We start from the raw sequence: 26882 nt of genomic DNA, 5'->3' as shown, positions 1-26882 counted from the left end.
ATAGATTATATCATGAGTCAGGAATATGTAAGGGGAAATTGAAAAAATCAGCCGAGATAAGAAGGAAAGGCTGATTTTTTCAATGAAGATATATATAGATTTTGGTTTTCCTTCAGTATGGTGATTAAACTTGTTTTGATATCTTTCTCTTTTTCCGACTGGTAACGGGAGAGCCTTTGCTGCCACGACGTCAAAATTTCTTCATTATCAATCACCTGGGTGATTTGCTGTTCGATGGCCTGACCTGTGTCCATTTGATATATCAAGCGCTGCTTTTGCAAGTAACTCATATTGATTTCTTCTTGGCCGGGCAGTGCATCAAAAATAAAGACAGGCAAGGACTTTTCCAGAACTTCCGTGATTGTGATGCCTCCAGGTTTTGTTACAATAGCAGATGCTTCTTCGTAATAGCTGTTCATTTGTTCACGAGAACCAGTGTAAGGAACGGCTATTATTTTTTCATGCTGGAGAGAAGTAACCCAATGAAACAGCTTCTTATTATTGCCGCAAAGAATTTTGTAAGTATAATTTAACTGTTCACTGGACAGTTGTTTTATAAATGTATGCAGCTGGCCGAGCCCATTATTGCCACCGGCTACTAACACACAATTTTTTTGATGGCTATCAGCCGCCTTGTGAAAGGCTGGGTGGATTGGTATACCTGTAATAAAAACTTGTTCCTCTTTTAAGGCATAGTGTTGCATCAATTGTTCTTTGGCCTCTTTATGGGGAACAAAGTGGAAATCGATATGTGTTTTGCCCCAAATATCATTAATGAAAAAGTCTGTGTAGACATTGATAACAGGTGGATAGCCCTTCCTTTGCTTTTTTAGACGATTCAGTAATTTGGATGGGTAGCAATGTGTGCAAATAATGAGATCAGGTGCTTCTTCCTCTAATACCTTTGCCATCCGCCACTCCATGTATTTGTCCCAAAAGCAAGCAGAAATCTGAATTTTTCGATTCGGTAATTGATCAGCGGCGTACATAAATGAATGATAAAACTTACTATAAGAAGCAGGCCGGGTACTTATCCACTTTAAGTAGGTGTTCGATAAAACTCTCTCGATGCCACTGTGAAAATAACTTAATATATCTACTGTTTTTATGTCTATGTCTTCTTCAAGCTCTGATAGGTGGCTTATAATTGCTTCAGCTGCTTTATGATGCCCTGAAGGCATACGAAAGAATGGCAGCAATAAAATTTTCACAGGCTACACCTCCTTTAGCTTTGTTGGCGAGATAAAGGTTTTTTGGATTTTTTCCACTTATAAATCAATTGAATAACAAAGAGGATAAATAGGATCATGCCAACTGCTGCTAGGTACTCAGGGTCAATCTTTATATAGGTACTAATGATATAACCGATTATCATATAGGTGAACGTCCATGAAAGAGAGCCTGCGGCAGATAAGAGAACAAACAAAATTAGAATTAACCGTGACATGCCTGCAAAATAGGGGTTGAATTGCCGGATGCCAGGTATAAAAAAACCGACAAATAGAGATTTTTTCATATCCCAATGCAGAATGAACTTCCGCCACCGTTCTTTGCTCATACCTAAATACCTTCCATAGCGCTCTAGAAGTGGCTTGCCTATTTTACGTCCCAGCAGATAACTTGTCAGCATACCGGCAAAGGCGCCGGTGGAAAGGCAGAGCCAGGCTAGAGAGAAGGATAACTTATCATTTTTGGCTAATATGCCGATGTAAACAAAAAAGCTCTCTTCCGGGACAGGTATGCCCACGATACCGAAAAAACCAATAACAAATAGGATAATGTATCCATATTGATGAAAGTAATAAATAATTTGGGATTCCATATCATTCCCCGCTTCGGATTGCTTCACTGAAAAGGTCATGAACAGTTACAAAGCTATAGTTACTTGAGGATTTATCCGATAAAAATAACTCTAATGCTTGCAAGGTATTTTTGGGTGCGTGTTTATCAGCACCAAATGTAGTGCCGCTGTCGTGCAAGGTAATGACCGCGCCTTTTGACCTTGCCTGTTTTAATAAATGGGCGAGCCTAGAAGGATCGACATCTTCTTTCCAGTCACCGGGAATAGCCGTCCACATAATTATATGCAGTGGTCTAGAAGCTATAAGTGTAAATAAGTTAAAATGCCCCCATGGCGGCCTGTAATATAAGGGTGCCACTCCAGTTATTTCAAGTATGGCTGCTTGAGCTTTTCTTAGTTGTTTTTTAAACAGCAGGGGAGGTAACAGCCAATTGGATATATGCTGATCGTTATGAATGCCAATCACGTGACCACGTTTATGTATGTCCTGAATGATAGCAGGATGAGCCCGTGCTTTGGTGCCTACAACAAAAAAGGTTGCTTTTACTCGATGACGCTCCAGCAGTTCTAACAAGAGGGGAGTATAGAAAGGGTCTGGGCCATCATCAAATGTTAGGGCAATCTTGTTTTCTGTACCCCCTCGTTTGTAAATGCCTATGCCTGTTAAACGAATGAATGCAGTAGCCCCAACGGTATAAATAAAGATCATTGCTAAAGCTATAAGAGCTATGAGCATAGCATTCCTCCACTATAAAGGTTACTTGTTTATTTTTCGGCTCCTTTCGATAAGAAGCTGATAAAAAAAGGGATGACTTTTTTGTCATCCCCTTTTTTATTACTGTTCAAACATTGCTTTTGATTCAGAGAAAGGCAAGGCCGGCTGCTTGTCAGGAAGAAGCGAAGTGTGCAAGGTCACTGGGCGTTTTATCTGTATGTCTACCGATTTAATTTGGTGGTCTTCCATTTCTTTTATTGTAAAGATATATCCGCCGTGAATAATTGTGTCTCCCTGGATCGCTTCGAAATTATGGGTTAAGATCCAGCCGCCGATCGTATCGATATCTTCGTCCTCCAAATCTAACTGAAGAAGCGAGTTTACTTCGTCGACTAGCACTTTGCCGTCGATAATGTAATGCCCCTCTGTAATTTTCTCAATAAGTGGTGTTTCATCTGTATCGAATTCATCCTGAATATCTCCGACGATCTCCTCGATAATGTCTTCAATGGTTAAAAGACCTGATGTTCCGCCGTATTCATCCATCAAAACGGCCATTGGGCTGCGTTCTTTCTGGAGCTTAAGCAGAAGCTCGTGGAGCGGAACCGAGTCAATCACATGGATAGCCGGACGAATATACGGTTGAATAGACAGCTGTGTATTCTCTTTCTTTTTAATGTAATCAGTTAAGACTTCTTTAAAGTTAACAATACCAATAACATGGTCTTTATCTCCATCAATCACAGGATAGCGGGTGAACCCTTGCTCTTTGACTATCCCGACGAGTTCTTGTACGGTTATCTCCTTTGATAGAGTCACTATCTCTGTACGCGGTACCATAATTTCTTTAGCGACACGCTCATCTAATTTGAAGATGTTATTCACATACTTAAATTCGGACGGATTAATCTCACCAGACTTTAAGCTTTCCGACAAGATCAGGCGCAGCTCCTCTTCTGTATGGGCAGCTTCATGCTTAGCAGCAGGCGGGATCCCGAATAAGCTTGTAATAAAGCGGGCAGCACCGTTAAGCGTCCAAATAAACGGATACATGACTTTATAGAAAACAGTTAGCGGCCTAGCACAAGCAAGTGTAATGGATTCTGCCTTTTGAATAGCCAATGTCTTCGGAGCCAGCTCGCCAAGAACGACATGAAGAAAGGTAATGATAAAAAAAGCAGCTCCGACAGCAATGACGTGAGACAAAGAAGCAGGAACAGCTAATGCCTGCATCAAAGGCTTTAGCAACACCGCTACAGCAGGTTCGCCAATCCATCCGAGTGCTAAGGCCGTCATTGTAATTCCAAGCTGGCAAGCTGATAGATAGCCATCAAGATTAGAGAGCACAAGTCTGGCAGATCGAGCTTTTGGATGTCCTTCCTCGTCTAGCTGGTAAATTCGGGAACTGCGTACTTTTACAATAGAAAATTCTGAAACCACGAAGAAAGCGGTCATAGCAATAAGGATGACGATGAGCACTAAATTCAATATGTCCAAGTAAATCCCTCAATCCGTTAGAGCAACGGACAAGGAGTCACCTCCTGTTAAATGAGCTGTACCTAATCACGACAGTCGACGGTTTGCTTGCATACGTCGGTAAGGTGTCTTTTTAGGAAAGCATACTTGCGAGAGAATAGATGTTGAACAGTCAATGTCCCATCGAATCACCCCTTAACGTCCAGGAATCTTATAACCAGTATAATAAATACTGATTATTCAGTCAAATGACAGATGGTAATATATATGTATTTGAATGCATAGTATGACATCGAGACTATATAAAAATGGTTCCTTTTCTCTGGACAAATTTAGGGAAAAGGAACCACTTGGACAGGCTGCAGAATCTAGAGAAGCTGCTCTAAGAACCAGGAGGCGATGGAGAAATAAATCAGTAATGAAAAAATATCGTTAATCGTAGTGATTAATGGCCCTGAAGCAACAGCTGGATCAATATTCAGTTTATACAAGATGAGCGGGATGATCGTTCCGGCCAAGGTACCAATAATCAGCGTTAAAAGGAGAGAGGAGCTGACGACAATTCCTAGAGTAGCGCTTCCTTGCCAGAAGAAAGCAATCAGGAAAATCAGGATAGCACATATAAGGCCGATGAGAAGTCCCACTCCAAACTCACGCGAAACAAGACGTGCGACTGTTTTAGTATCGATGTCACGTGTTGCAAGTCCACGTACCACAACAGCAAGAGACTGTGTGCCTGTATTCCCTGTCATGCCGGAAATCATGGGCATAAAAAAGGTCAGAGCGACTACTTTTGCCAGTGTCTCTTCAAATCCCGCAATAATGCTTCCTGAGACCAAACCGATAAATAGCAGCAGGACAAGCCATGGAAGGCGGCGGAAAGCAGCGACCGACGCTTTCGTGTCAAAGTCAATTGCTTTACCGGAGGCTGATAACTTTTCGATATCTTCATTAGCTTCCTGAATGACAATATCAATAATATCGTCGAACGTTACGATGCCCACGAGAACTTCTTCTTCGTTAACGACAGGAATGGCGAGAAAGTCGTATCGTTCAATAAGCCGTGCAACCTCTTCCTGATCTGTAGAGGCAGGGACAGAAATGACACGGCTGGACATAACGTCCATCACCTTGTCATCCGTATCTGCAAGAAGCAGGTCACGGTAAGAAACAACGCCGACCAGCTTTTTGTCTTCATCCGTTACATATAAATAGTTGATCGTTTCTGCAAACTCTGCAAAGGTTTTTAACTTATCAACTGCTTCGCGTACCGTGAAGGTATGGCGGATCCACACGAAGCGGTTGGTCATGATCCGGCCGGCTGTTTCTGGTGGATACGACATCATACTTTGGATAATGGTAGACTCTTCTTTTTTCATTCCGGCAAGGAACTGCTTCATCCTTTCGGGGGACATGTCGTCTACTAATGAAGCAAGGTCATCATTATCCATATCATCAAGGACTTTACGGGAGCGTTCTTTCCCCACTTTTTTCAATACTTTCAGCTGATCTTCCCGTTCCATTTCCTGAATCATATCTGTAAGAACCGGGATGCTCAGGTGGCGAAGGAAGCGTATTTGCTGCTTCTCAGGCAAGCTTGTGTAAATAGCCGCCATATCATATGGGTGTAAATCATCCAGCAGCTTTTGCAGCTCTAGTTTCTTGCCTTCTTTCATTGCCTTGATAATAAGAAGGGTAAGTTGGTCTTCCGTTAAATTTTGCAGCATAAGCATCCCTCCTTGTTGAGAACATTGACAGTTATTCCTCATTATAAAACGAAGGTCGTCAAAAGTGAAAGAGCAAAAAAGATATAGAACTTATAAGTTTTCTGTATTTTTGAAACGCCTTTTTCCTTTCACCTGCTAAAATACTATATAATAAGTAAGACGTTTGCATTTTTGGAAAACCGGGGGTCGTTGTTTTGAAAAGTCAGGGGTTCACCGAAGGTATTATTTATATTCATTTAAATACAAAATATCAGTATACAATATCATATGGGATTGACTTCCATGACTTTGTACGCAGCCTTTCAAAAGAGCTCAATCACCTGCTTCTGCTAAAGCATGAATATGACAAAGCGGATTTTAATATGAACACAAGAATGAATTACGTAGAAGCCGAAGAGATCCCTCAGCTTTTGAAAGAGCCTATCTCTGAATATAGCGGGTTTTGCTGGATTGATTTTGATGACATAGAGGGACTGAATGAATTAGAAGGAAGAGAAGTGGCGGAGCTGCTTTATCTGGGACATTGTAAAAACCACTTGAAGCTTCCTTTTTACAGCAAATTAAATAACCGGTATGTTTATTTATCTGAGGCAGATAAATGGATGAATAAGACATATTACCGCTATCTGCCTGATTTTTACTTTATGCTGGGCCATGCGATTTCGTTCAAGCTGGGTTTTTTCAAAGTGGAAAAATCGATCTTTTCTTTAAAAAAGGGAGATCCCATCCCGCCTGTGCCAAAGGAAATGATTTCTTCCTTTGCAGATAAGATGAAAGAGGGGATGGTCGTCTCTTTGCCAAAAGCCATGCACAACCGCCTCAAGCTGGAAGTGCCTGTATGGGTCGTGGGGGATTATATCAACATGGATGAAATGTTTGAGGAATATACGGATTGCCGCCAAAGAGAGCCGGACGGATACTTTGTATTTGACAAAAGGGCAAGAGAGTGGAGTATTCGGTTTTTGAATGATTAAAAAATAAAGTGCCGAACCAATTCCGGGAGTTGGTTCGGCACTTTCGCTGTTATTCTTTGTTTAATTTATCAACGACCGCAGTAATCGCACCGTCACCGGTTACGTTACATGCAGTGCCGAAGCTATCTTGAGCAAGATAGAGGGCAATCATCAGTGAAAGCATAGTAGAATTAAATCCAAGCATGGTTTCAAGAAGGCCAAGCGCCGCCATGACTGCTCCACCTGGAACACCGGGCGCGGCGATCATTGTGATCCCGAGCATTAAAATGAAAGAAAGCATACTTCCGATTGAATAAGCTGCATCCTGTAACATCATTACTGCCATTGCACAGCTGACAATAGTAATAGTACTTCCTGACAAGTGCACGGTTGCCAAGAGCGGGACGGAAAAGTCAGCTACTCGCTCCTTTACTCCAAGGCTCTTCGTCCGCTCAAGAGTGACAGGAATCGTAGAAGCTGACGATTGCGTGCCAAGTGCAGTAAAATAAGCAGGCAGCATGCTTTTTAGCATAAAGAACGGGTTTTGTTTGCGTAAAACACCAGCTGTAGAGTATTGGAGGCATAAGTATAGAACATGAAGAATAATAATCATAACAAATACTTTTGCAAATACACTCATAATGGCGCTGACTTGGCCGCCTTGTGTCATGTTGGCAAAGATGCCAAAGATGTGAATGGGCAATAATGGAATGATCACGCGTTCAATAATCTTTTCGATAATTTCCCGGAATTCATTCATGGCAGATTGCAAAGTGTTTCCTTTTATAGCGGCCATACCTAATCCGAGTATGAAAGCAAATAAGAGAGCAGCCATCACGCTCATAATAGGCGCCATCTCCACTTCAAAGAAAGGGGCTAAAAGAGCGCTTGACGGGTCATCGAAAGCTTTAGCTGCCTGATTTGATAAAATCAAAGGGTACAGCGACTGAGCAACGAAGAAAGCGATAAGGCCAGCGGCAATAGTTGAAATATATGCGGATAATGTAGTTAGGCCAAGCAGCTTGCCCGCACCCTTGCCGATGGAAGCGATACCGGGAGCGATAAATCCAATAATGATAAATGGAATAACAAAACCAAGGAAGTTACCAAATATTCCATTGAAAGTGGCGAAAATCTTTATAAACCAATCAGGCATAAAGGTGCCTACGATAATTCCGGCGATAATAGCAACAATAATTCTTGGCAGTAAGCCAAAGCGTTTCATTATGTGTCCTCCTGAAATGAACATTTGTATTTTTATAAAAAAGAGTATACAAGTTATTTTCACGAAAGTTAATAGAAAGATTAATAAATGTAAAATTCTGATTAGTATTGTATGCGTAAGATTCTGCTTCACCTTTCCTTAAAATTAGGGAAGATAGTTTCATGGAAAGGTAGTTTTTCTTTCCTTAAAGCATGATAGAATAGAAAGCAATGAAATTTTTTCATTTTACATATTGGAGGGCTATTATGAAAACAAAATTATGTTTACTATATGGCGGCAAATCGGCAGAGCACGAGGTCTCCTTGGAGACAGCTAAGGCTGTAACCGGTGCGCTTGATTTTAATAAATACGAGGTCTACCCTGTTTATATTACTATTGAGGGGCACTGGATCGAAGGCGAAACATTAACGGCCCCGGTCAATGAAGTATCTGACCTTCAGTTTGAAACGAATGAAGCAGTATCAGCATTAGAAAGCTTAGCTGCTAGAAAATACGATATCATTTTCCCGCTTCTTCATGGCCCGAACGGTGAGGATGGTACAGTACAGGGAATGCTTGAAGTGATGAATCTCCCATACGTTGGAAATGGAGTTCTTTCCTCATCCGCCGGTATGGATAAGGTGATTATGAAAAACATCTTCGCTCAAGCAGGGCTGCCGCAGGTGAAGTATGTCTGGCTGACAAGGAAAGCATGGGAGCATGACAAGGAGGCAGCATATAAGCAGGCAGAGCAAAAGCTTGGATATCCATGCTTTGTGAAGCCGGCGAACCTTGGTTCGAGTGTTGGTATCAGCAAATGCACCAATCGCGAAGAGCTGGATGCCGCTTATGAAGAAGCATTCCAATTTGACCGCAAAATTGTCGTAGAAGAAGGAATCCAAGCGAGGGAGATCGAGATCGGTCTGCTCGGTAATGACACACCAAGCTGTTCGGTGATCGGCGAGATTATTCCTCAAACGGATTTCTACGACTATAAAGCAAAGTATAAGGATGGAAGCACTGCCTTAATCATTCCTGCAGATGTGCCAGAGAGCATCCAGAAGAACATGAAGGAAATGGCGGTTACTGCCTTTCAATCGCTCGATTGTTCGGGCCTTGTACGCGCCGATTTCTTCTTAAAGGAAAACGGCGAATTAGTGATTAATGAAATTAATACGATGCCTGGATTCACCCCATTTAGTATGTTCCCGCTTCTTTGGAAGCATACAGGTGTGGATTACCCAGCGCTGATTGAGAAATTAATTGAGCTTGCTAAGGAACGGTATGAAGAGAAGCAGCAACTCAAATATACAGTTTAAAGGTGGACAATAATTTCATGATGCGTAAGACTATTGAACAAATAGCAAACATGATCAAAATAGAAAACGATGTTGAGCAGTATCGAGAACGGGTGGTGCAAGGAGTCATTATTGACTCGCGCAAGGCTGGGAACGGCGAGCTGTTTGTTCCTTTTCAAGGAGAAAATACAGATGGTCATCATTATGTTAAGCAGGCGATCGCCCAAGGTGCCGCAGCGGCTCTCTGGCAAAAGGATGTGCCAAACCCTCCGGAGAATTTGCCTATCCTGATTGTAGAGGATACCTTAAAAGCGCTGCAGCAGCTAGCGAAGGCTTACCGCAATGAGCTGTCAGCCACTACTGTGATTGGTATTACCGGCAGCAACGGGAAGACAACTACAAAGGACATTACTGCTGGTCTTTTATCTGCAAGGTTTAAGGTGCAAAAGACCGAAGGAAATTACAATAACCATATTGGTCTGCCTCTAACTCTCCTTTCCTTAAGAAAAGATACGGAGATGGCCGTTATTGAAATGGGGATGAGCAATAAAGGAGAAATTGAATTGCTTACTAACATTGCGTCTCCCGACCTTGCCATCATTACTAATATTGGTGAGTCACACCTTCAAGATTTAGGTTCTCGAGAGGCGATTGCTCAGGCTAAGCTTGAAATTATCGCTGGCTTATCGGCAGACGGCACTTTGATTTATCATGGGGATGAGCCGCTTTTAACAGAAGCTCTTGAGGAAACAGATGTACAAACAAAGACATTCGGCTTTGGAGAAAGCAATGACTTACACGCTTTGAAAACTGAAACGCTTCAAGATGGCAGCCGCTTCATAGTAAATGCTGCCCCTGATATTGAATTCTTCCTGCCGGTGCTGGGGCGTCATAATGTATCAAATGCCATGGCTGCTATGCTCGCAGCGCAGGCAGCGGGCTTGTCTTTTGAGGAAATGAAAACGGCGTTGGCTTCCATTGAATTAACGAAAATGCGGATGGAGTGGGTAGACGGTATAAAAGGGTCGAAGTTTATTAATGATGCCTACAACGCCAGCCCCACTTCTATGAAAGCAGCAATTGAACTGGCAGAGAAGATGCCAGGCTTTGACAGGAAAATCCTTGTGCTCGGTGACATGCTGGAGCTAGGCTTGGATGAGGAATTGTTCCATTACCAAGTTGGTCAGTCGATCGATGGAGAGGCAATTGATTACGTATTCACCTTTGGACGGCTGGGTCAGTTCATTGCCGCAGGGGCGAAGACTTCGCTTGATGAGGAGCGTATTTTTGCTTTTACAGATAAGAAGGAGCTGGCGGAGAAGCTGCGCTCTTTAATTTCGGGGAATGAATTAATCTTGGTGAAAGCTTCTAGAGGAGTAAGGCTGGAAGAGGTTATAGAAGCATTATCTCATCAAGAATAATAAAGAACAGAGGAGGTCCGAGTAAAACTTTCGGGACCTCCTCTGTTCTTTTTAAGGAAGCGCTCTTTTGGGTAAAGAAGGGGAATAAAGGAATCAATATAAGAATTGTCTGAAAGGGAACTGGTGATGGCTATGATTGGGTGCTTATGTATTCACGGCTTTACAGGTGCTCCTTATGAAGTCCAGCCGCTGGCTGACTATCTATCGGAGAGAACCTCGTGGAAGATTGTTGTGCCGACATTGCCGGGCCATGGAGAGCCGCCGGCATTAAAAGGGGTGACTTATAAGCAGTGGCTGGACTGTGCCGAGAAGGAAATGCAGGAGCTAGCCACGGAATGCGACACCGTGTACGTAATCGGCTTTTCCATGGGCGGATTGATTGCTGTCTATTTAGCAAAAAAATATTCTGTGGAGAAGCTTATATTATTGAGTGCAGCGGCTAAATATATTTATGTGGGGCAATTGCTGCGAGATCTTAAGGATATAGCGGGAGATTGGAAAAGAGGCAGACTGAGGGAGAATGAGCTGTTTGCCAGGTACAAGAGGAAGCTATTCTCCACACCATTGTCATCCGTCTTCCAATTCCGGCGCGTCGCAGCCTCCGTCAAACCGCTATTTGCAACCATTCAAATACCGACACTTATCGTCCAGGGCTTAGCTGATGGCATTGTGCCGCCTAAAAGTGCAGAATACATTTACCAGCATATTGCATCCAAGGAGAAAGAGCTTTATTATGTGCCGGATGCAAAACATCATGTTTGCCTCACAGGAGACACGGAAGGCTTATTTGAAAAAATCTTTACTTTCTTAACAGAAAGTAGTAAAGTGAATTAGATATCGAACTGCACGTGCAATATGGTTGTCCGTTAGTCGATATGTGACTGACTAATAATACTGGATTAAGCCATTCCTTACATTTAAATATAGTTAAAGCACTTTGGTAGGCTGAGCGATCATCAGCTATCTGCTGTTCATCATTGAAATGAATGGAAAAAAATGATATGATGGCAGTAACTTTTGCTCTTCATAGGAAGAGTATTTTTTGTTTGTCACGGCAATTGAAACAGAAGGAGAAGAAAATATTGACGAAATTTAAAGATTTGAACTTAAGTGAACCCACTTTAAAGGCAATTGACAAAATGGGGTTTGAAGAAGCGACACCGATTCAGGCACAGACGATTCCAACTGCACTTGAAGGTAATGATGTGATTGGTCAGGCTCAGACAGGAACAGGAAAAACAACTGCTTTTGGTGTTCCGATGATTGAGAAGGTTGACACAGATGATCACACGGTTCAAGGGCTTGTTATTGCACCGACTCGAGAGTTAGCGATCCAAGTCTCTGAAGAGCTGTACAAGATTGGAAGCGGCAAGCGTATCGGAATCCTGGCAGTATATGGCGGACAGGATATCCAACGTCAGATTCGCGCACTGAAAAAGCGCCCCCACATTATTGTAGGAACACCAGGCCGGATTCTAGACCATATTAACCGAAGAACCTTAAAGCTTGAACACCTGCAGACGCTCGTATTGGATGAAGCAGATGAAATGCTGAACATGGGCTTTATTCAAGATATTGAAGCTATTCTTTCTCACATGCCGGCTGAACGTCAAACTTTGCTGTTCTCAGCGACTATGCCTAAGCAAATTCGTGCGATAGCGGAAAGATTTATGAATAACCCTGTAACTATTCGTGTGAAAGCGAAGGAAATGACTGTTTCTAATATTGAACAGCATTTTATTAAAGTGCATCAGCGCGATAAATTCGATGTGCTTTCCCGGTTGATTGATGTACAATCTCCGGAGCTTGCTATTATCTTCGGACGTACGAAGAGACGTGTAGATGAGCTGGCAAATGCGTTAAGCTTGCGTGGATACCAAGCGGAAGGAATTCATGGAGACTTAACTCAGGCGAAGCGCCTAACCGTACTGAAACGCTTTAAAGAAGGGAAAATCGATGTGCTCGTGGCAACAGATGTTGCGGCCCGCGGTTTGGACATCTCTGGCGTTACTCATGTTTATAACTACGACATTCCTCAGGATCCTGAAAGCTATGTCCACAGAATTGGCCGTACAGGACGCGCCGGCAAAGAGGGCGTAGCCATTACGCTTGTAGAGCCAAGAGAGATGGGCTACTTGCGTGAAGTGGAAAGAACAACGAAAAAGAAAATGACTCCTATGGATGCACCGACATGGGATGACGCATTAATTGGTCAGCAGCAGGCGGCTGTAAATGATCTGGCTGAATCAGTTGTGAAGAATAATCTGGACCAATACAAATCTTTTGCGAAAGATTTGCTGGATCAGTACGATTCTGAAGAACTAGTAGCAGCTGCATTAAAGCTGATTACGAAAGAGCCGGACCGCACACCAATCCGCATAACGGATGAAATGGGGCTGCCGCAGAAGAAAGACGGCTTCCGCGGGAAGTCATCAGGCTCCAGAAAGAACTCTGGTGGTCGCCAAGGCGGCGGACGCAACTATAACAGAGACAGAAATAGAGACAGAAGAGGCAATTCAAGAAGAAAATACAGCTCTAAGTAATTGGAGTAAAGACTGTTCTCGTGCCAGCAGCTGCCGGCATGAGAACAGTCTTTTTTATACATAAAAATAAGTTAGAAATAAATGGATGAGAAAGAAGCTAAAGTGTTTTGGGTTGTAGTATCATTTAGGTAAGAGGTTTGCTGAAGACAAGACGTTTAGGTTGTGAAGGAGAAAAGGTGAGATGAAGGGTGTGGATAAAGGATGGAGGAATTGGGGAAAAGAATCTCAAAGAAGGCCTTAAGGGTGTGGAGAATATCAGGAGCGATCGGGACAGTTGTGGCGTGGGTCATTATTGCAGGGGTTATAGCTGTAATATACATACAAAGCTGGCCATGGTGGATTGCAGCGATTTTGGCGGCTGTGGGTATACTAGAGGCGTTGGCAGTTATCGTAATCATTCCAAGCCTCAGGTGGAAGAGATGGCGCTACGAGGTGCGAGAGCAGGAGATTGAGTTGCAGCGAGGGGTGCTTATCGTGCGCCATACATTGATTCCGATGATTCGGGTCCAGCATGTTGATACCGAACAGGGACCGCTGCTTCGTAAGTATGGGCTAGGAACGATTAAGGTTTCAACGGCCGCTACTGTACATGAGATTCCCGCTGTGGAGATGGGGGAAGCAGAAGAGATGAGGCAGGTCATTTCATCACTGGCAAGGGTGGCGAAGGAAGATGTCTGAGCGGAAAAAGCTGCATCCTGCATCTGTACTGTTAACGGCCCTAAAGGAATTAAAGGAGCTTATCATTCCAGTCGTCGTTTTATTGTTTCTCGGGGACGGAGAAGGGTCGAGCATTTGGAGGTATCTTCCTCTGGCAGCCATTGGGGCGGCTGTTTTATTTATTATCGTGTCCAGTGTAGTGAGGTGGTGGCGCTTTACTTATTGGGTAGAAGAGAGCGAACTAAGAATTGAGTATGGATTGTTTGTTAAGAAAAAGCGCTATATTCCAATCGAACGCATTCAAAGTCTAGACGTTTCTCAAGGGGTGCTTCATCAAGTCTTTCGGCTGATGAAAGTCAAGGTGGAAACCGCAGGATCAAGTCAAGGCTCTAAATCGGAGGCGGAACTGACAGCCATCGGAATCGAGGAGGCTAAGAGCTTGCAAGAGGCGATTCAGCGGGAGAAACGCAGGAAGAAACAGGTCGTGGAACAAGAGGAAACATCTAGTTATGAGAAAGAAGAGGAGACTCAAGCCTTTTACCGGGCCCATTTTACAGACTTGCTGCTCTTGGCCGCTACTTCAGGTGGTGTGGGGGTAGTGATTTCTGCAGCCGCTGCTTTCCTGTCTCAATTTCAGGAAGTGATCCCATATGAGGCAATTTTTGAAGAAGCTTCCCACTTCGTTCAGCTAGGAGCGATTTTTGTAGCGGTCAGTGCTTTTTTTGTTCTATTGTTCGCTTGGATCATATCTTTTATTTTAACTTTATTGAAGTATGCGAATTTCACATTAAGAAAAGGTGAAGAGGACCTGATCATTCAGAAGGGGCTGCTGGAAAAGCAGCAAATGACTATTCCGTTTAACCGCATACAAGGAATAACAATAATTGAAAACCCATTGAGACAAATGCTGGGTTTTTGTATGGTTCGCCTGGAAAGTGCGGGAGGTGCTGCTCTGGAGGAAGGGAATATGAATACAGTGATCATGCCGATGATTAGGAAAAAGAAGGCCCTGCCCATGCTGTCAGAGCTGTTTCCCTCCTATGATTTTGCTGTTGAATTTCAGGGTGCTCCTTTAAGGGCTGCAGGCAGGTACATGATAAGAGCTTGTCTGTACATAGTGATTCCGGTGGTACTGGTCATTGTACTGCTTTGGCCTTTGGGGCTTTGGGCGTTGACGGCGCTGCTTCTAGCTGCTGCATACGGATATATGTGTTATAAGTCAGCTGGCTGGCATATTCACGAAGGCCAGTTGGCCATTCGGTCAAGAAGCCTTGCTCTTCACACTTCGTTTATGCAGAAGAACCGTATCCAATCGCTTGAATTAAGCCGGACATGGCGCCAACGCCAAAGGGAACTTGCGACGGTACGTGCAACCATCAAAAGCGGCATGGCTGGAAAAGAAGTGAGAATGGTGGACGTATCTTCTTCGGAGGCAAAGAGTATTTATTCGTGGTATGGAACGAAAAAGAGAGAATAGGTGAACGTATGATTAAAGGAATTGGCATAGATATTGTAGAGATCGACAGAATCAAGAGGCTCATAGAAAAGCAGCCTAAGTTTCTTGCACGCGTACTTACAGGGACTGAGCTGGATAGTTATCAAAGCAGAAGCGGTGGCCGCCGTTATGAATATGCGGCTGGCCGGTTTGCTGCGAAGGAAGCATTTGCGAAGGCTATGGGCTGTGGAATAGGAGAGCAGCTTTCCTTTCAGGATATCGAGATCCTTTCGGATGAGAAAGGAAAGCCTTATATTCAAGCACCTTTTTCAGAAGGAGTGCATTTGTCCATTACACACAGCAGAGAGTATGCGGCTGCTCAAGTCATCATTGAAAAATAAACCGGACAGCCCCTTTTCGGACAATCATATTTTAGAAGGTTGTCTCATATATTTTTAATGCGAAAGGGGTTGTGATGGATGAAGAAAAGAAAGCTCGTCTGGCTTTTGTGCCTAGTTGCTTTATTTGTTCTTGCGGCATGCGGGGAGAAGTCGAAAGAGGATGTAGAGAAGGATTTAGCTAACAAGGCAGAGGAGATGAAGGGATATAAAGCAACAGCACAAATGACACTGCAGGCAGGAGAAGAGAAGCAGGCCTACAACGTGGAAATATGGAACAAGGAGAATAATTTCTACAGAGTGGAGCTATCGACAGCGAAGAAGGACCAGAGCCAAATGATTCTCAAGAATGACTCGGGTGTGTACGTACTGACACCTTCCTTGAACAAAAGCTTTAAGTTCCAGAGTGAATGGCCAAACAACAGCAGCCAGGCCTATTTATTTGAAGCGCTTGTGAAGGACATTCAGAGTGATCAAGAGGCTACCTTCAAGGAGACAGACAACCACTATGTCTTCGAAACGAAGACAAGGTACCCGAATAGCCACATGCTTCCTTTACAGGAAATTACCTTCCAGAAGAAGGATTTAAGCCCTGTTTCTGTGAAAGTGATGGATCCAGACCGTAAACCGGTATTAACGGTGAATTTTAAGAAGGTGGATTTCGATGCAAAGTTTGAAGATTCTTCTTTTGATGTAAAAAAGAATATGACGGGCGCCCAATTGGAAATGCCGGTTGTTGCTCAGTCTAAGGACGAGGAGTTCACTGTTCTTTATCCGGATGCCAAGTCAATGGGCAGCGAGCTTCTAGAGGAAAATGAAATGGTGACCGCAGAAGGGAAGCGTATTGTACTCACGTATGGCGGCAACAAGGCATTTACAGTTATTCAGGAAAAAGCAAGTGCCCTTCCGACTGCTTCTGTTGAAACGGCAAGCATGAGTGGAGAAGTAGCGAACTTAGGATTTGCTTTTGGGGAAATAACAGAACAATCGCTTTCCTGGAATTATAAAGGTGTAGATTATATGGTCGCTTCTAAAGATTTAAGCAAGGAAGAGATGATTGAAGTAGCTCAGTCCATGCAGGCTGCAATGGAAAAATAGGAGAATGTGATCATGCATGAAAGGAACGGATGGGAAACGTTCCTTTTTTTCTTGTGCTCTTGATCGATGAGGACTGCTTTCGCCTCTTATTGACATAGAGAGGCTTGTAGCTAAAAATAAAAGCAGAAGTTTACCATGTGAGCGACAGGAAAGAAGGGACACACATTGGAGAAAGAACAAAAATTTTATAGAGATACGTGGGCAGAGATTAATCTTGATGATATTGCCTATAATGTGAAGGAAGCGCTAAAGCTTCTTGGTAAGAATGAAAAGCTATTTGCCGTTGTTAAGGCGAATGCTTACGGACATGGAGATGTTCAAGTAGCGAAGACAGCTGTAGAGGCTGGCGCAGAAGGTCTGGCTGTTGCTTTTTTTGACGAAGCGTTATCTGTTCAAAAAGCCGGTTTAGCCGTGCCGTTGCTTGTGCTGGGAGCAAGCAGGCCGGATGTAGCGGGTTTGGCTGCGGAGCGAGACATTTCTCTGACTGTTTTTCAGTTAGAGTGGCTGCAGGAAGCGGAGAAGCTGTTGGAGGATCAGCAGGTACTCCGTGTTCATATTAAATGCGATACAGGAATGGGCCGCTTGGGAGTGAAGACGAAGGAAGAGCTTCGAGAGATTGAGGCCTTTATACGTCAATCCCCAAAGCTGGCTTTAGAAGGGGTGTTTACTCATTTTGCTACAGCGGATGAAGTAGATACAGAGTACTTCGAGGACCAATACAGTGCTTTTAGAGAGATGGTCGAAGCGCTGGAAGAGAAGCCGCCTTTTGTTCATTGTGCAAACAGTGCTGCTTCGCTGCGCTTTCCAAAAGCCCGCTTCGATGCTGTTCGTTTTGGTATTTCCATGTATGGACTCTCACCTTCACCGGATATTAAGCCATTGCTGCCCTTCCCGCTTAAGCAGGCCTTTTCCCTCCATACGAAAATAGCTCAAGTTAAGAAGCTGAAGCGCGGAGAAAAGATCAGTTACGGGGCTACCTACGAAGCACAAGGGGAGGAGTGGATTGCTACTCTTCCAGTTGGGTATGCAGACGGCTGGCTGCGCAGGCTGCAAGGCCAGGAAGTAATAGCAGATGGGAGAAGAGTGCCGATTGTCGGCCGGATCTGTATGGATCAATGCATGATACGTCTGCCTGAATATATGTCTCCGGGAACAAAGGTGACATTAATCGGCAAGCAGGAAGAAGAAATTACCATGGATGAAATTGCAGTTAAAATGGACACCATTAATTATGAAGTGCCTTGCATGATTACGGCTCGAGTACCAAGAGTTTACAAAAAATCTGGAAAAATTGTCGAGATTGTCAATCCTTTGATCTAATTTAATAGATAATCTCGAGCGGGAAAGCAACGGTTTTTTAAGTTTTTTAGGACTGAAGCCTTTCAAGGGAATGCATAACAATGCAGATTTCACCTTCCCATTCAGAAAAAAAGGTGTTATTATGAAAAGGACAGTTAAAGAGACGGGTGTAGTGATTTGGTGGAGGTGTAGTTCGTGTCTGAAACAAGCGCAACAACAGAAGTGTTAATTCGTTTGCCTCAACAATTCGTCAAAGAACTAGACGGATATGCGGAACTAGAAAAAATTAATCGTAGCGAATTTATTTACAGAGCAACTAAAATGTATCTTCGTGAAAGAAAAAAGCGCCAGACAATGGAGTCCATGCGTCGTGGATACATGGAAATGGCTAAGATTAATTTAGCGCTCGCCTCAGAAGCTGTGCAGGCTGAGCATGAGGCTGGCAACACAGTGGAACGTTTAGTAAGTGGAGGATAATCCGTGTGATAGTTAAACGTGGTGACGTATATTTTGCAGACCTGTCCCCTGTCGTCGGCTCAGAGCAAGGCGGCATGCGCCCTGTTCTCGTAGTTCAAAACGACATTGGGAATCGGTTCAGTCCCACTATTATTGTTGCTGCTATAACAGCACAGATTCAAAAAGCTAAGTTGCCTACCCATGTTGAAATTAATGCAAAACGCTATGGCTTTGAACGTGACTCCGTTATTTTGCTTGAACAGATTCGAACCATCGACAAGCAGCGTTTAACGGACAAAATTACTCAGCTCGATGAAGAAATGATGGAAAAAGTAGACGAAGCCTTGCAAATTAGTTTAGGACTTATTCAATTTTAATCTAGACGCTCACTAGCTTCTTCTAGCGGGCGTCTTATTTTTTTAATAGCAATTTTAGCCGACAGGCAGGCTCTTGCTTTTTTATTGTCGAAATAAAGATTATAATAAATAATTATAATCTTTTATTAAACATATATAACTGAAAGCGGAGCAGGGATTAGGATAATTAAGACAAACATATATATCGGATCTGCTAGTTTATTCAAAATCAAGAAGATGAATCATCAACTGGAAAAACTCTAAAGTTCCTTTTCTTAGTTGAACTTGTTAAAATGAACGTAATCAAGACGAGCGGCAATAGTTCTTACATATAGAACGGCGCGACATAGAAAAAAGAACCTGGGCAGCCGTTTAAAAAAAGAATTGGAGATGTCTCAATGCGTAAGCTAATTTTTAATTATGTACAAACTCATAAAGGTGAAATTTTGAATGACTGGATTGAGCAAATGCGTCAACAAGCAGATGAACGGACATTTACAGCCATGTCTCCTCAAATGTTCACAAAAACGAGCAGCGAGTTTATTGAGCTCCTCATTTCGAACTTCACTGAAACAGAGCGGGAATTTCAGGCGAAGTTGACGGGATTTGCTGAAAAAATCGTAAAGTTCGGCTGGCCGCTGAATGTAGTAACACTGGGGCTGCAAACATTTCGCCAAATTGTTTCAGATGGAATGAGGAAGGACGGGTTAGTTGACCGTGACAATTTCATGGAATTTGTGACGGAATTCGACCATTGGATGTTCCCTTTAAATGATGCCATTATCGCTTCATATACAAACACATGGGAGCGGACTGTTTCTTTACAGAAGATCGCCCTTCAAGAACTATCTGCACCGTTGATTCCGGTGTTCGAAAAGATTTCTGTTATGCCGCTGATCGGTACGATTGATACGGAGCGGGCAAAGCTGATTATGGAGAATTTGCTGAATGGTGTTGTTACTCATCGTTCTGAAGTCGTACTAATTGACATTACAGGCGTACCTGTAGTAGATACAATGGTTGCCCATCATATTATTCAAGCAGCAGATGCTGTGCGTCTGGTCGGCGCAAAATGTATGCTTGTCGGTATTCGTCCGGAAATCGCTCAAACAATTGTTACACTAGGCATTAATTTGGATCAGATTGTCACAACAAGCACGCTTAAAAAAGGAATTGAGGAAGCGCTTGAAATGACAGAACGAAAAATCATCGAAGTGGAGGAGAAACGATGAGAATACCAATTTTAAAACTCCATGATACCTTATTAATCTCTATCCAATGGGAACTGGATGATCAAACTGCTTTACAATTCCAGGAAGACCTATTGCATAAAATTCATGAAACAAGCGCTAGAGGGGTAGTGATTGACCTCACTTCCATTGATTTTATCGACTCTTTCATCGCTAAGGTGCTTGGGGATGTCATCAGCATGTCAGAGCTGATGGGCGCAAAAGTTATGATCACAGGAATCCAGCCAGCCGTTGCTATTACGCTGATTGAACTAGGCATACGTCTTGAAGATGTTTTGACAGCGCTTGACTTAGAAAAAGGGTTGGAGAAACTTCAACGGGAACTGGAGGACTAATCGATGGATTCTTGTGTCAAAATAATAAACGAATGGGACATTGTTGCTGCAAGGCAACTCGGTCGCAACGTGGCCAGGGATCTTGGCTTCGGTACAGTTGACCAGGCCCGTATTACAACAGCTATTAGTGAGTTGGCGCGTAACATCTATCTGTATGCTGAGCAGGGTGAAGTATGCATCGAGAAAACGGAATCCGGAGGCAAAATAGGGCTCGTTATCATCTCAGAGGATCAAGGCCCTGGTATTAGTGACCTTCGTAAAGTAATGGAGGATGGCTTTTCCACTTCCGGAGGGTTGGGAGCCGGGTTACCTGGCGTAAAGCGACTAGTAGATGAGTTCCACATTGAGTCAAATCCCGGAGAGGGGACGCTGATTAAAGCAATCAAGTGGCTCCGGTAAGGAGGGCGTTTTATGGGATTTAGGGACGTAATGTACGAAAAATATAAAGAAATTCTTGAGAGTTATATGAAAGATCAGGATGAGAAAGCTCTATACCTCAGCCAGAAATTTAGCAGGAAATCCATTGAGTACAAAATTTCTCCTGAGGAAATTATCAGTCTCCATAGAACAGCGCTGGCAGAAATGGGGGCTGAAAGCTTAGGGTCTGTCATGCCTTCCTTCGATATTTTACTTGAAGTGATGATGAGTTATGGGCTTGCTTATCGTGAACATCAAAGCTTGCGTACCATTCAGCAGGAGTTGAAAAGCGAGATAGAAGTAGCGGCGAACATGCAGCAGACGCTTCTTGGCACGCAAATACCTGATGTGGACTGTCTCGAAATCGGAGCGCTCAGTGTTCCGGCAAGACAAATGAGCGGAGATTATTATCATTTCGTGCAGGATGAACAGGGAGCTGTCAGTGTAGCAATTGCGGACGTGATCGGAAAAGGGATACCGGCTGCTTTGTGCATGTCTATGATCAAGTACTCCATGGACAGTCTTCCAGAGGGAAGGCAAGAGCCAAGCCTTGTGCTTGAAAGCTTGAATAGAGTCGTAGAGCAAAACGTAGACCCGACGATGTTCATCACGATGTTCTACGGTATGTATGATACGAATTCACATGTGTTCCACTATGCCTCTGCAGGCCATGAGCCCGGCTTCTTTTATAACCATGAAATAGAAGATTTTGAGGAGATATATGCGCGGGGACTCTTGCTTGGCATCGACAAAAAGACAAAATATCGGCAATATGAAAAGAAAGTAGAAGTAGGCGATATTATTCTTTTAATGTCTGACGGTGTGACTGAATGCCGTACAAAGGATGGCTTTGTCGAAGTAGATACATTAAAGGAATATATCAAGAAGTATATCCACTTAGGAGCCCAAGAGATTGTCAATAAAGTATATAAAGAGCTTGAGTATTTGCAAGATTTCCAGTTAAGAGATGACTTTACGCTGATTATTATAAAAAGAATTAAATAAATACATGTTTAGTATTTTTCTTAACTGGGTATACTTTTTAAATGTCGAAGTATTAAAAAAGAGGTGGATATAATGAACATTAAAATTGATATAAAAGAAACAGAAAAATACACAAAAGTGAATGTGGCTGGAGAAATTGACGCGTATACAGCTCCTAAACTTCGTGAGACTGTAACGCCTCATGCGGAGCAAGAAAACGCTAAGCTAGTCATAGATTTGTCGGAAGTAGAGTATATGGACAGTACAGGGCTTGGTGTATTTGTAGGACTTTTCAAGAGCCTGAATGCTAAGGGAGGCTCTTTACAGCTTGTAGGGCTTTCTGAGCGCTTGCAGCGACTATTTGATATTACAGGACTAGCCGATATTATGAATATTAATACTGAAGTAGAAGGTGGCGTTTGACATGGGTGCGTTTGATTACATCGAGATGAAGATCCCAGCCAAGCCGGAGTATGTAGGCGTTATTCGTCTAACGCTTTCTGGAATTGCGAGCAGAATGGGTTTTACATATGATGCGATCGAAGATTTGAAGATAGCTACTAGCGAAGCCATCACTAACGCTGTTCAGCACGCTTACCAGGGCGATGAAAAGGGTGAAGTCACAGTAGGATTTGCTCTTTACGAAAAGCATTTGGAGGTCATGGTTTCAGATAGTGGAAAGAGCTTTGATTTCCGCGAAACGAAAAAAGCATTAGGGCCATATAAAGAAGGCTCTGTTGAGTTTCTGCGTGAAGGAGGCTTAGGTTTATTCCTCATTGAAACATTGATGGATGAAGTAAAGGTTCACCAAAATGAAGGGGTCACTTTATTTATGACAAAGTACCTTGAAGGAGAGCAGGTGGAGAGGGATGCCGAAACCATCTCAACCTAATCACGAATCTAAGCAGCAAGTAATTGAATGGATACAGCGTTACCAGTCCGAAGAGGACCAGGAAGCACAAGAGAAGCTGGTTAAGCATTATCAGGGACTGGTAGAATCCATTGCTCGCAAATATTCAAAAGGAAAGTCTTATCATGAGGATATCGTTCAGGTTGGCATGATGGGGCTTCTCGGTGCGATAAGAAGGTACGACGATTCTTATGGAAAGAGCTTTGAGGCATTTGCGGTGCCAACGATTGTCGGTGAGATTAAGCGGTTCTTAAGGGATAAAACGTGGAGTGTTCATGTACCGAGACGTATTAAAGAGCTTGGCCCGAAGATTAAATCCACTGTAGAGGAGCTAACTTCAGAATTACAAAGATCACCAAAGGTAGAAGAGATTGCCCGCTTCTTAAATATTTCGGAAGAGGAAGTATTAGAAGCGATGGAAATGGGAAAAAGCTATCAAGCGTTATCCGTGGATCATTCTATTGAAGCTGATTCTGAAGGCAGCACCGTCACACTGCTGGACATTGTCGGAAGTCAAGAGCAGGGGTACGAGAAAGTGGACCAGCGTCTTGTGCTAGAGAAAGTACTTCACGTGCTTTCTGATCGAGAGCGTCAAATTATTCAGTACACATATTTAGAGAACATGAGCCAAAAGGATGCGGGGGAGAAATTAAATATTTCTCAAATGCACGTTTCGCGCCTGCAGCGACGGGCTATCAAGAAACTGAAGGAAGCGATTGACGCTGAATCGTTGAAAACGGAGCGTTTGTCTTAATGGCTCATCTTCAAAACGAGCACCTAGAAGTAGTAGCTAAGAAATCGGCTAAGAACGACAACCGCTTTTGTGGAGACAGCTACTATATTCACATGACAGACGAGTATTTAATTTGTGTACTAGCTGATGGATTAGGCAGTGGAGAGTTCGCTTATCACTCTTCCAATGCAGTAGTGAAAGCGGTGGAGGAACACCATGCCGAGTCGGTAGATAGTCTGATGAACATAAGCAATCGGGTTCTTTACCAAAAAAGAGGAGCAGCTGTCGGGATCTTGAAGGTGTATTTCGATACACAGGAGTTCGAGTATAGCTGTGTAGGGAACATTCGTTTCTATCTGTATACAGATGAAGGGAAATTAACCTATCCACTGCCAGTGACAGGTTACCTGTCAGGGCGCCCGCAGAAATACCGAACCCAGCGCTTTAGCTATGAGTCGAACTGTAAATTTCTTTTACACTCTGATGGCCTTAACCTTCTTAATGTGAAAAACATGCTAAAAAACCGATCTGTTCAACAAATTTCTGCGATTCTTCAAGAAGAGTCACTTCGTTCGAATGACGACGCTACTTATATTGTTGGAAGCCTGCTTTAATGAATGCAGGCTTTTTTTCTGTATGAAAACAAAATTGAAAGGAGACGGGCGTATGGAAGGTCTTTATACGAAGGAGCAATTAATAAAAAAAGCGGCGGAAGAGGAGAAGCTGCAGGTAAAGCAAGTTCGTGCGGTAATCGAGATGATGGAGGAAGGAAATACGGTTCCTTTCATGGCCCGTTATCGAAAGGAACGGACAGGCGCGCTCGATGAAGTAACCATTCAGTCGATTATTACTCGCTGGAACTACCTGCAAAACCTTGTCAACCGTAAAGAAGAAGTAATCCGGCTGGTTGAAGAGCAGGGGAAGCTTACGGATGAGTGGAAGGAGCAGGTGCTGCGAGCGGAGAAGCTGCAGAAGGTGGAAGACTTATATCGCCCTTATAAGCAAAAGCGTCGCACAAAAGCCGCCCTCGCAAAAGAAAAAGGCTTAGAGCAGCTGGCCAAGTGGATTCTAGCTATGCCGCACGCTTCGGTGATGAAGGAAGCGGAAAAGTATGTATCTAAAGAAAAAGAGGTGGCAACGCCCGAAGAAGCATTAGAAGGAGCTTTACATATTATTGCTGAGCAGGCAGCTGATGATGCCTCTATTCGTCAGTGGATAAGAGATGAAACATTCAGAAGAGGAAAGGTCCAATCAGCAGTGAAAAATGAAGAAGGCGATGAAAAGGGCGTATATGAGATGTATTATGCCTACGAAGAGTCCATTGCTCGTATCGTCCCGCACCGCGTTCTTGCGTTAAATCGGGGGGAGAAGGAAGGCGTTTTAAAGGTCAGTATCGAGGCAGATAGTGAGAAGATGGTCCGCTATATGGCAAGGTACTTCAAGGTGAAAGAAGAAACAGATGGCGGAAGGTACATGCTGCAGGCTCTGCAGGATGCTTACAAAAGGCTTATTCAGCCATCAGTAGAGAGGGAAGTTCGAAATGAATTGACTGGGAAAGCAGAAGACCAGGCTATTCACATCTTCTCTGAAAACTTAAGAAGTCTGCTTTTGCAGCCGCCGTTGAAAGGAAAGGTTGTATTGGGAGTGGATCCGGCTTATCGGACGGGCTGCAAACTTGCTGTAGTAGATGAGATAGGGAAAATGCTGCACATAGGGGTAATCTATCCACATCCGCCTGTTTCCAAAAAGGAACAGGCAAAAGAGATGTTAAGGAAGGTTCTTAAGGATTATAAGATAGAAATTATTGCGATCGGAAACGGCACAGCTTCAAGGGAGACAGAGCAATTCGTGGCCGACACACTAAAGGAAGGTGAACACTCCGCAGCTTACGTTATTGTCAATGAAGCCGGAGCCAGCGTGTATTCAGCTTCTGATATAGCAAGGGAAGAGTTTCCTGACCTTCAAGTAGAAGAAAGGAGTGCCGTGTCAATTGCAAGAAGGCTTCAAGATCCATTGTCAGAGCTGGTAAAAATTGATCCGAAGTCTATAGGAGTGGGGCAATACCAGCATGATGTTTCACAGAAGAAGCTGAACGACTCGCTGTCTTTTGTAGTAGAAACAGCTGTAAACCAGGTTGGTGTCAATGTGAACACTGCTTCCATTTCGCTTTTACAATATGTTGCGGGGCTAAACAAAACGGTCGCAACAAATATTGTGAAGTACAGGGAAGAGAATGGAAGGTTTACGAGTCGGTCACAGCTGAAATCGGTGCCGCGCCTTGGCCTGAAAACCTTCGAGCAGTGTATTGGATTCCTCCGCATTGCGGAGGGGAAAGAACCGCTTGATCGGACATCTATTCACCCTGAAAACTATTCTGAGGTGAAGAGTTTGCTTAAAAGCCTTGGTTTTAAAACGAGCCACATCGGAACTTCCGAGCTGAGGCAGGAGCTAGAGCGTTTGGATGTTGAACAGGTAACAAAGGAGACAGGTATCGGCTTACTTACAATGAAAGATATTATAAGCAGCTTGCAGGAGCCAGGGCGTGATCCTCGGGATGAACTGCCGACTCCTTTGCTGAAGACGGATGTAATGAAGCTCGAGGACTTAAAGAAAGGAATGGAGCTGCAGGGAACAGTGAGAAATGTTGTTGATTTTGGCGCATTTATAGATATTGGTGTCAAAGAGGATGGCCTTGTTCATATTTCTAAATTAAAAAAAGGCTTTGTGAAGCATCCATTAGATGTCGTAACAGTCGGCGAGATTGTGACAGTCTGGATAGAGCAGGTAGATGAGGCGAAGGGAAGAGTATCTTTAACCATGGTTTCTCCTCAAGAATAATGAGAGGGCGGCTGGGCTATGACAAATGAAGAGTTACAACAATTAGTAGAGAGAATTTCTTTAACTTCATTCGGCCGCCCGTTTTTGCATAGAGCATTGTTTAATAGGCGCTTAAGGACAACCGGCGGCCGTTACTTGCTGCGTACACATAATATTGAGATCAACGAAAAGTATTACGAAGTGCACGGAATGAAGGAGTTAGAAGGCATTATTAAGCATGAATTATGCCACTATCATCTGCACCTGCAAGGAAAGGGATATCAACATCGAGATAAGGATTTTAAAGAACTAATGGCTGCCGTGCAGGCTCCTAGGCATTGCACGCCAATTATATCTAAGAAGGATAAGAAGGTTGAGCGGCAGGTCATATATCGATGCAAGGAATGTCATCTTGTCTATAGGCGCAAAAGAAAAGTGGATACTTTTCGCTATGTTTGCGGGAAATGTAAGGGAAGGCTCGAATTTGTTAAGGTGATAAAAAAGGACGGAGGCTGGGACATAACCAGTCTCAAAAAGGTTCCAAGCAATAAAATTTTGCTTGGAACCTTTTTTAATAGATTATTTTTATCGTCTGCTAT

The 26882-nt window shown here is 43.4% G+C and carries 27 protein-coding genes and 1 pseudogene; 22 read left to right on the top strand and 6 right to left on the bottom strand.

The window, feature by feature from the left end:
- Positions 1–47 precede the first annotated feature (47 nt).
- The 5 genes from QY97_RS03585 to mgtE all read right to left on the bottom strand — a co-directional run bounded on the left by QY97_RS03585 (position 48) and on the right by mgtE (position 5719).
- Positions 48–1211 carry an MGDG synthase family glycosyltransferase gene (locus QY97_RS03585; protein WP_052717103.1) on the bottom strand — a complete coding sequence of 388 codons (1164 nt, stop codon included), beginning with the start codon at positions 1209–1211 and terminating at the stop codon, positions 48–50.
- 14 nt (positions 1212–1225) lie between these two features.
- The gene (locus tag QY97_RS03580; protein ID WP_039230243.1) at positions 1226–1822 is read right to left on the bottom strand and encodes a DedA family protein; all 597 of its coding nucleotides are present in this window, start codon (positions 1820–1822) and stop codon (positions 1226–1228) included.
- A gap of 1 nt (position 1823) precedes the next feature.
- Positions 1824–2537, bottom strand: coding sequence for a polysaccharide deacetylase family protein (locus tag QY97_RS03575; protein WP_039230241.1), 714 nt, complete (start codon positions 2535–2537; stop codon positions 1824–1826).
- A gap of 99 nt (positions 2538–2636) precedes the next feature.
- On the bottom strand, positions 2637–4013 hold the full coding sequence (locus tag QY97_RS03570) for a hemolysin family protein (protein ID WP_039230238.1): 1377 nt from the start codon (positions 4011–4013) through the stop codon (positions 2637–2639).
- Between the two features lie 347 nt (positions 4014–4360).
- Positions 4361–5719 (bottom strand): magnesium transporter, encoded by a 1359-nt coding sequence (gene mgtE / locus QY97_RS03565; RefSeq protein ID WP_039230235.1) that lies wholly within the window; start codon positions 5717–5719, stop codon positions 4361–4363.
- A gap of 194 nt (positions 5720–5913) precedes the next feature.
- On the opposite strand from mgtE, the gene QY97_RS03560 reads away from it, so the two are divergent.
- Positions 5914–6693, top strand: a complete 780-nt coding sequence (locus tag QY97_RS03560; RefSeq protein ID WP_039230231.1) for a hypothetical protein — start codon at positions 5914–5916, stop codon at positions 6691–6693.
- A 49-nt stretch (positions 6694–6742) separates the two neighbouring features.
- Here the strand turns inward: QY97_RS03560 and QY97_RS03555 are convergent, their stop codons facing one another.
- Complete coding sequence (locus tag QY97_RS03555) at positions 6743–7897, bottom strand: dicarboxylate/amino acid:cation symporter (RefSeq protein ID WP_039230228.1); 1155 nt, start codon at positions 7895–7897, stop codon at positions 6743–6745.
- A 245-nt stretch (positions 7898–8142) separates the two neighbouring features.
- Between QY97_RS03555 and QY97_RS03550 the strand changes: the two genes are divergently transcribed.
- From QY97_RS03550 to QY97_RS03450, 21 genes and pseudogenes are all read left to right on the top strand, one after another.
- Positions 8143–9195 carry a D-alanine--D-alanine ligase gene (locus tag QY97_RS03550; RefSeq protein ID WP_039230226.1) on the top strand — a complete coding sequence of 351 codons (1053 nt, stop codon included), beginning with the start codon at positions 8143–8145 and terminating at the stop codon, positions 9193–9195.
- Positions 9196–9212: 17 nt separating this feature from the next.
- Positions 9213–10595, top strand: coding sequence for a UDP-N-acetylmuramoyl-tripeptide--D-alanyl-D-alanine ligase (locus QY97_RS03545; RefSeq protein WP_039230223.1), 1383 nt, complete (start codon positions 9213–9215; stop codon positions 10593–10595).
- A gap of 126 nt (positions 10596–10721) precedes the next feature.
- Complete coding sequence (locus QY97_RS03540; RefSeq protein ID WP_099098529.1) at positions 10722–11429, top strand: alpha/beta hydrolase; 708 nt, start codon at positions 10722–10724, stop codon at positions 11427–11429.
- A 248-nt stretch (positions 11430–11677) separates the two neighbouring features.
- The gene (locus tag QY97_RS03535; RefSeq protein ID WP_039230221.1) at positions 11678–13138 is read left to right on the top strand and encodes a DEAD/DEAH box helicase; all 1461 of its coding nucleotides are present in this window, start codon (positions 11678–11680) and stop codon (positions 13136–13138) included.
- A 201-nt stretch (positions 13139–13339) separates the two neighbouring features.
- A complete protein-coding gene (locus tag QY97_RS03530) occupies positions 13340–13816 on the top strand; it encodes a PH domain-containing protein (RefSeq protein ID WP_039230218.1) in 477 nt (158 codons plus the stop codon).
- Positions 13809–15272: a PH domain-containing protein gene (locus QY97_RS03525; protein WP_039230211.1), complete on the top strand. Its 1464-nt coding sequence runs from the start codon at positions 13809–13811 to the stop codon at positions 15270–15272. Before QY97_RS03530 ends, QY97_RS03525 begins: the two co-directional genes overlap by 8 nt.
- An 8-nt stretch (positions 15273–15280) precedes the next feature.
- Positions 15281–15631: a holo-ACP synthase gene (gene acpS / locus QY97_RS03520; protein ID WP_039230210.1), complete on the top strand. Its 351-nt coding sequence runs from the start codon at positions 15281–15283 to the stop codon at positions 15629–15631.
- 78 nt (positions 15632–15709) lie between these two features.
- Positions 15710–16726, top strand: a complete 1017-nt coding sequence (locus QY97_RS03515) for an outer membrane lipoprotein-sorting protein (RefSeq protein ID WP_039230207.1) — start codon at positions 15710–15712, stop codon at positions 16724–16726.
- Positions 16727–16891: 165 nt separating this feature from the next.
- A complete protein-coding gene (gene alr, locus QY97_RS03510) occupies positions 16892–18046 on the top strand; it encodes an alanine racemase (protein ID WP_039230203.1) in 1155 nt (384 codons plus the stop codon).
- Positions 18047–18220: 174 nt separating this feature from the next.
- Positions 18221–18502: a CopG family ribbon-helix-helix protein gene (locus tag QY97_RS03505; RefSeq protein ID WP_039230199.1), complete on the top strand. Its 282-nt coding sequence runs from the start codon at positions 18221–18223 to the stop codon at positions 18500–18502.
- A gap of 5 nt (positions 18503–18507) precedes the next feature.
- Positions 18508–18858 carry a type II toxin-antitoxin system PemK/MazF family toxin gene (locus tag QY97_RS03500; RefSeq protein WP_039230196.1) on the top strand — a complete coding sequence of 117 codons (351 nt, stop codon included), beginning with the start codon at positions 18508–18510 and terminating at the stop codon, positions 18856–18858.
- 377 nt (positions 18859–19235) lie between these two features.
- The gene (locus QY97_RS03495) at positions 19236–20069 is read left to right on the top strand and encodes an RsbT co-antagonist protein RsbRA (protein WP_039230191.1); all 834 of its coding nucleotides are present in this window, start codon (positions 19236–19238) and stop codon (positions 20067–20069) included.
- Positions 20066–20422: an STAS domain-containing protein gene (locus tag QY97_RS03490; RefSeq protein WP_039230178.1), complete on the top strand. Its 357-nt coding sequence runs from the start codon at positions 20066–20068 to the stop codon at positions 20420–20422. The genes QY97_RS03495 and QY97_RS03490 overlap by 4 nt, the downstream gene beginning before the upstream one ends.
- Before the next feature lie 3 nt (positions 20423–20425).
- A complete protein-coding gene (locus QY97_RS03485) occupies positions 20426–20821 on the top strand; it encodes an anti-sigma regulatory factor (RefSeq protein ID WP_039230174.1) in 396 nt (131 codons plus the stop codon).
- Between the two features lie 12 nt (positions 20822–20833).
- Entirely contained in the window at positions 20834–21844 is a 1011-nt protein-coding gene (locus QY97_RS03480; RefSeq protein ID WP_039230172.1) for a PP2C family protein-serine/threonine phosphatase, read from the top strand.
- A 72-nt stretch (positions 21845–21916) separates the two neighbouring features.
- Positions 21917–22246: an anti-sigma factor antagonist gene (locus tag QY97_RS03475; RefSeq protein WP_039230169.1), complete on the top strand. Its 330-nt coding sequence runs from the start codon at positions 21917–21919 to the stop codon at positions 22244–22246.
- Between the two features lies 1 nt (position 22247).
- Entirely contained in the window at positions 22248–22715 is a 468-nt protein-coding gene (gene rsbW, locus QY97_RS03470; protein ID WP_039230168.1) for an anti-sigma B factor RsbW, read from the top strand.
- Positions 22693–23487, top strand: a complete 795-nt coding sequence (sigB, locus tag QY97_RS03465; RefSeq protein ID WP_039230167.1) for an RNA polymerase sigma factor SigB — start codon at positions 22693–22695, stop codon at positions 23485–23487. Before rsbW ends, sigB begins: the two co-directional genes overlap by 23 nt.
- Entirely contained in the window at positions 23487–24080 is a 594-nt protein-coding gene (locus QY97_RS03460) for a PP2C family serine/threonine-protein phosphatase (RefSeq protein WP_039230166.1), read from the top strand. The genes sigB and QY97_RS03460 overlap by 1 nt, the downstream gene beginning before the upstream one ends.
- Positions 24081–24132: 52 nt before the next feature.
- Entirely contained in the window at positions 24133–26304 is a 2172-nt protein-coding gene (locus tag QY97_RS03455) for a Tex family protein (protein ID WP_039230164.1), read from the top strand.
- 18 nt (positions 26305–26322) lie between these two features.
- Positions 26323–26775, top strand: a pseudogene (locus QY97_RS03450) (SprT family protein); the annotation flags it as partial.
- Positions 26776–26882 lie beyond the last annotated feature (107 nt).

The organism is Bacillus thermotolerans, assembly GCF_000812025.2.
In the GTDB taxonomy this organism is placed as follows: Bacteria; Bacillota; Bacilli; order Bacillales; family Domibacillaceae; genus Quasibacillus; species Quasibacillus thermotolerans.
The sequence above is the reverse complement of the archived record's forward strand: the minus strand, read 5'-3'. Positions and strand labels throughout refer to the sequence as shown.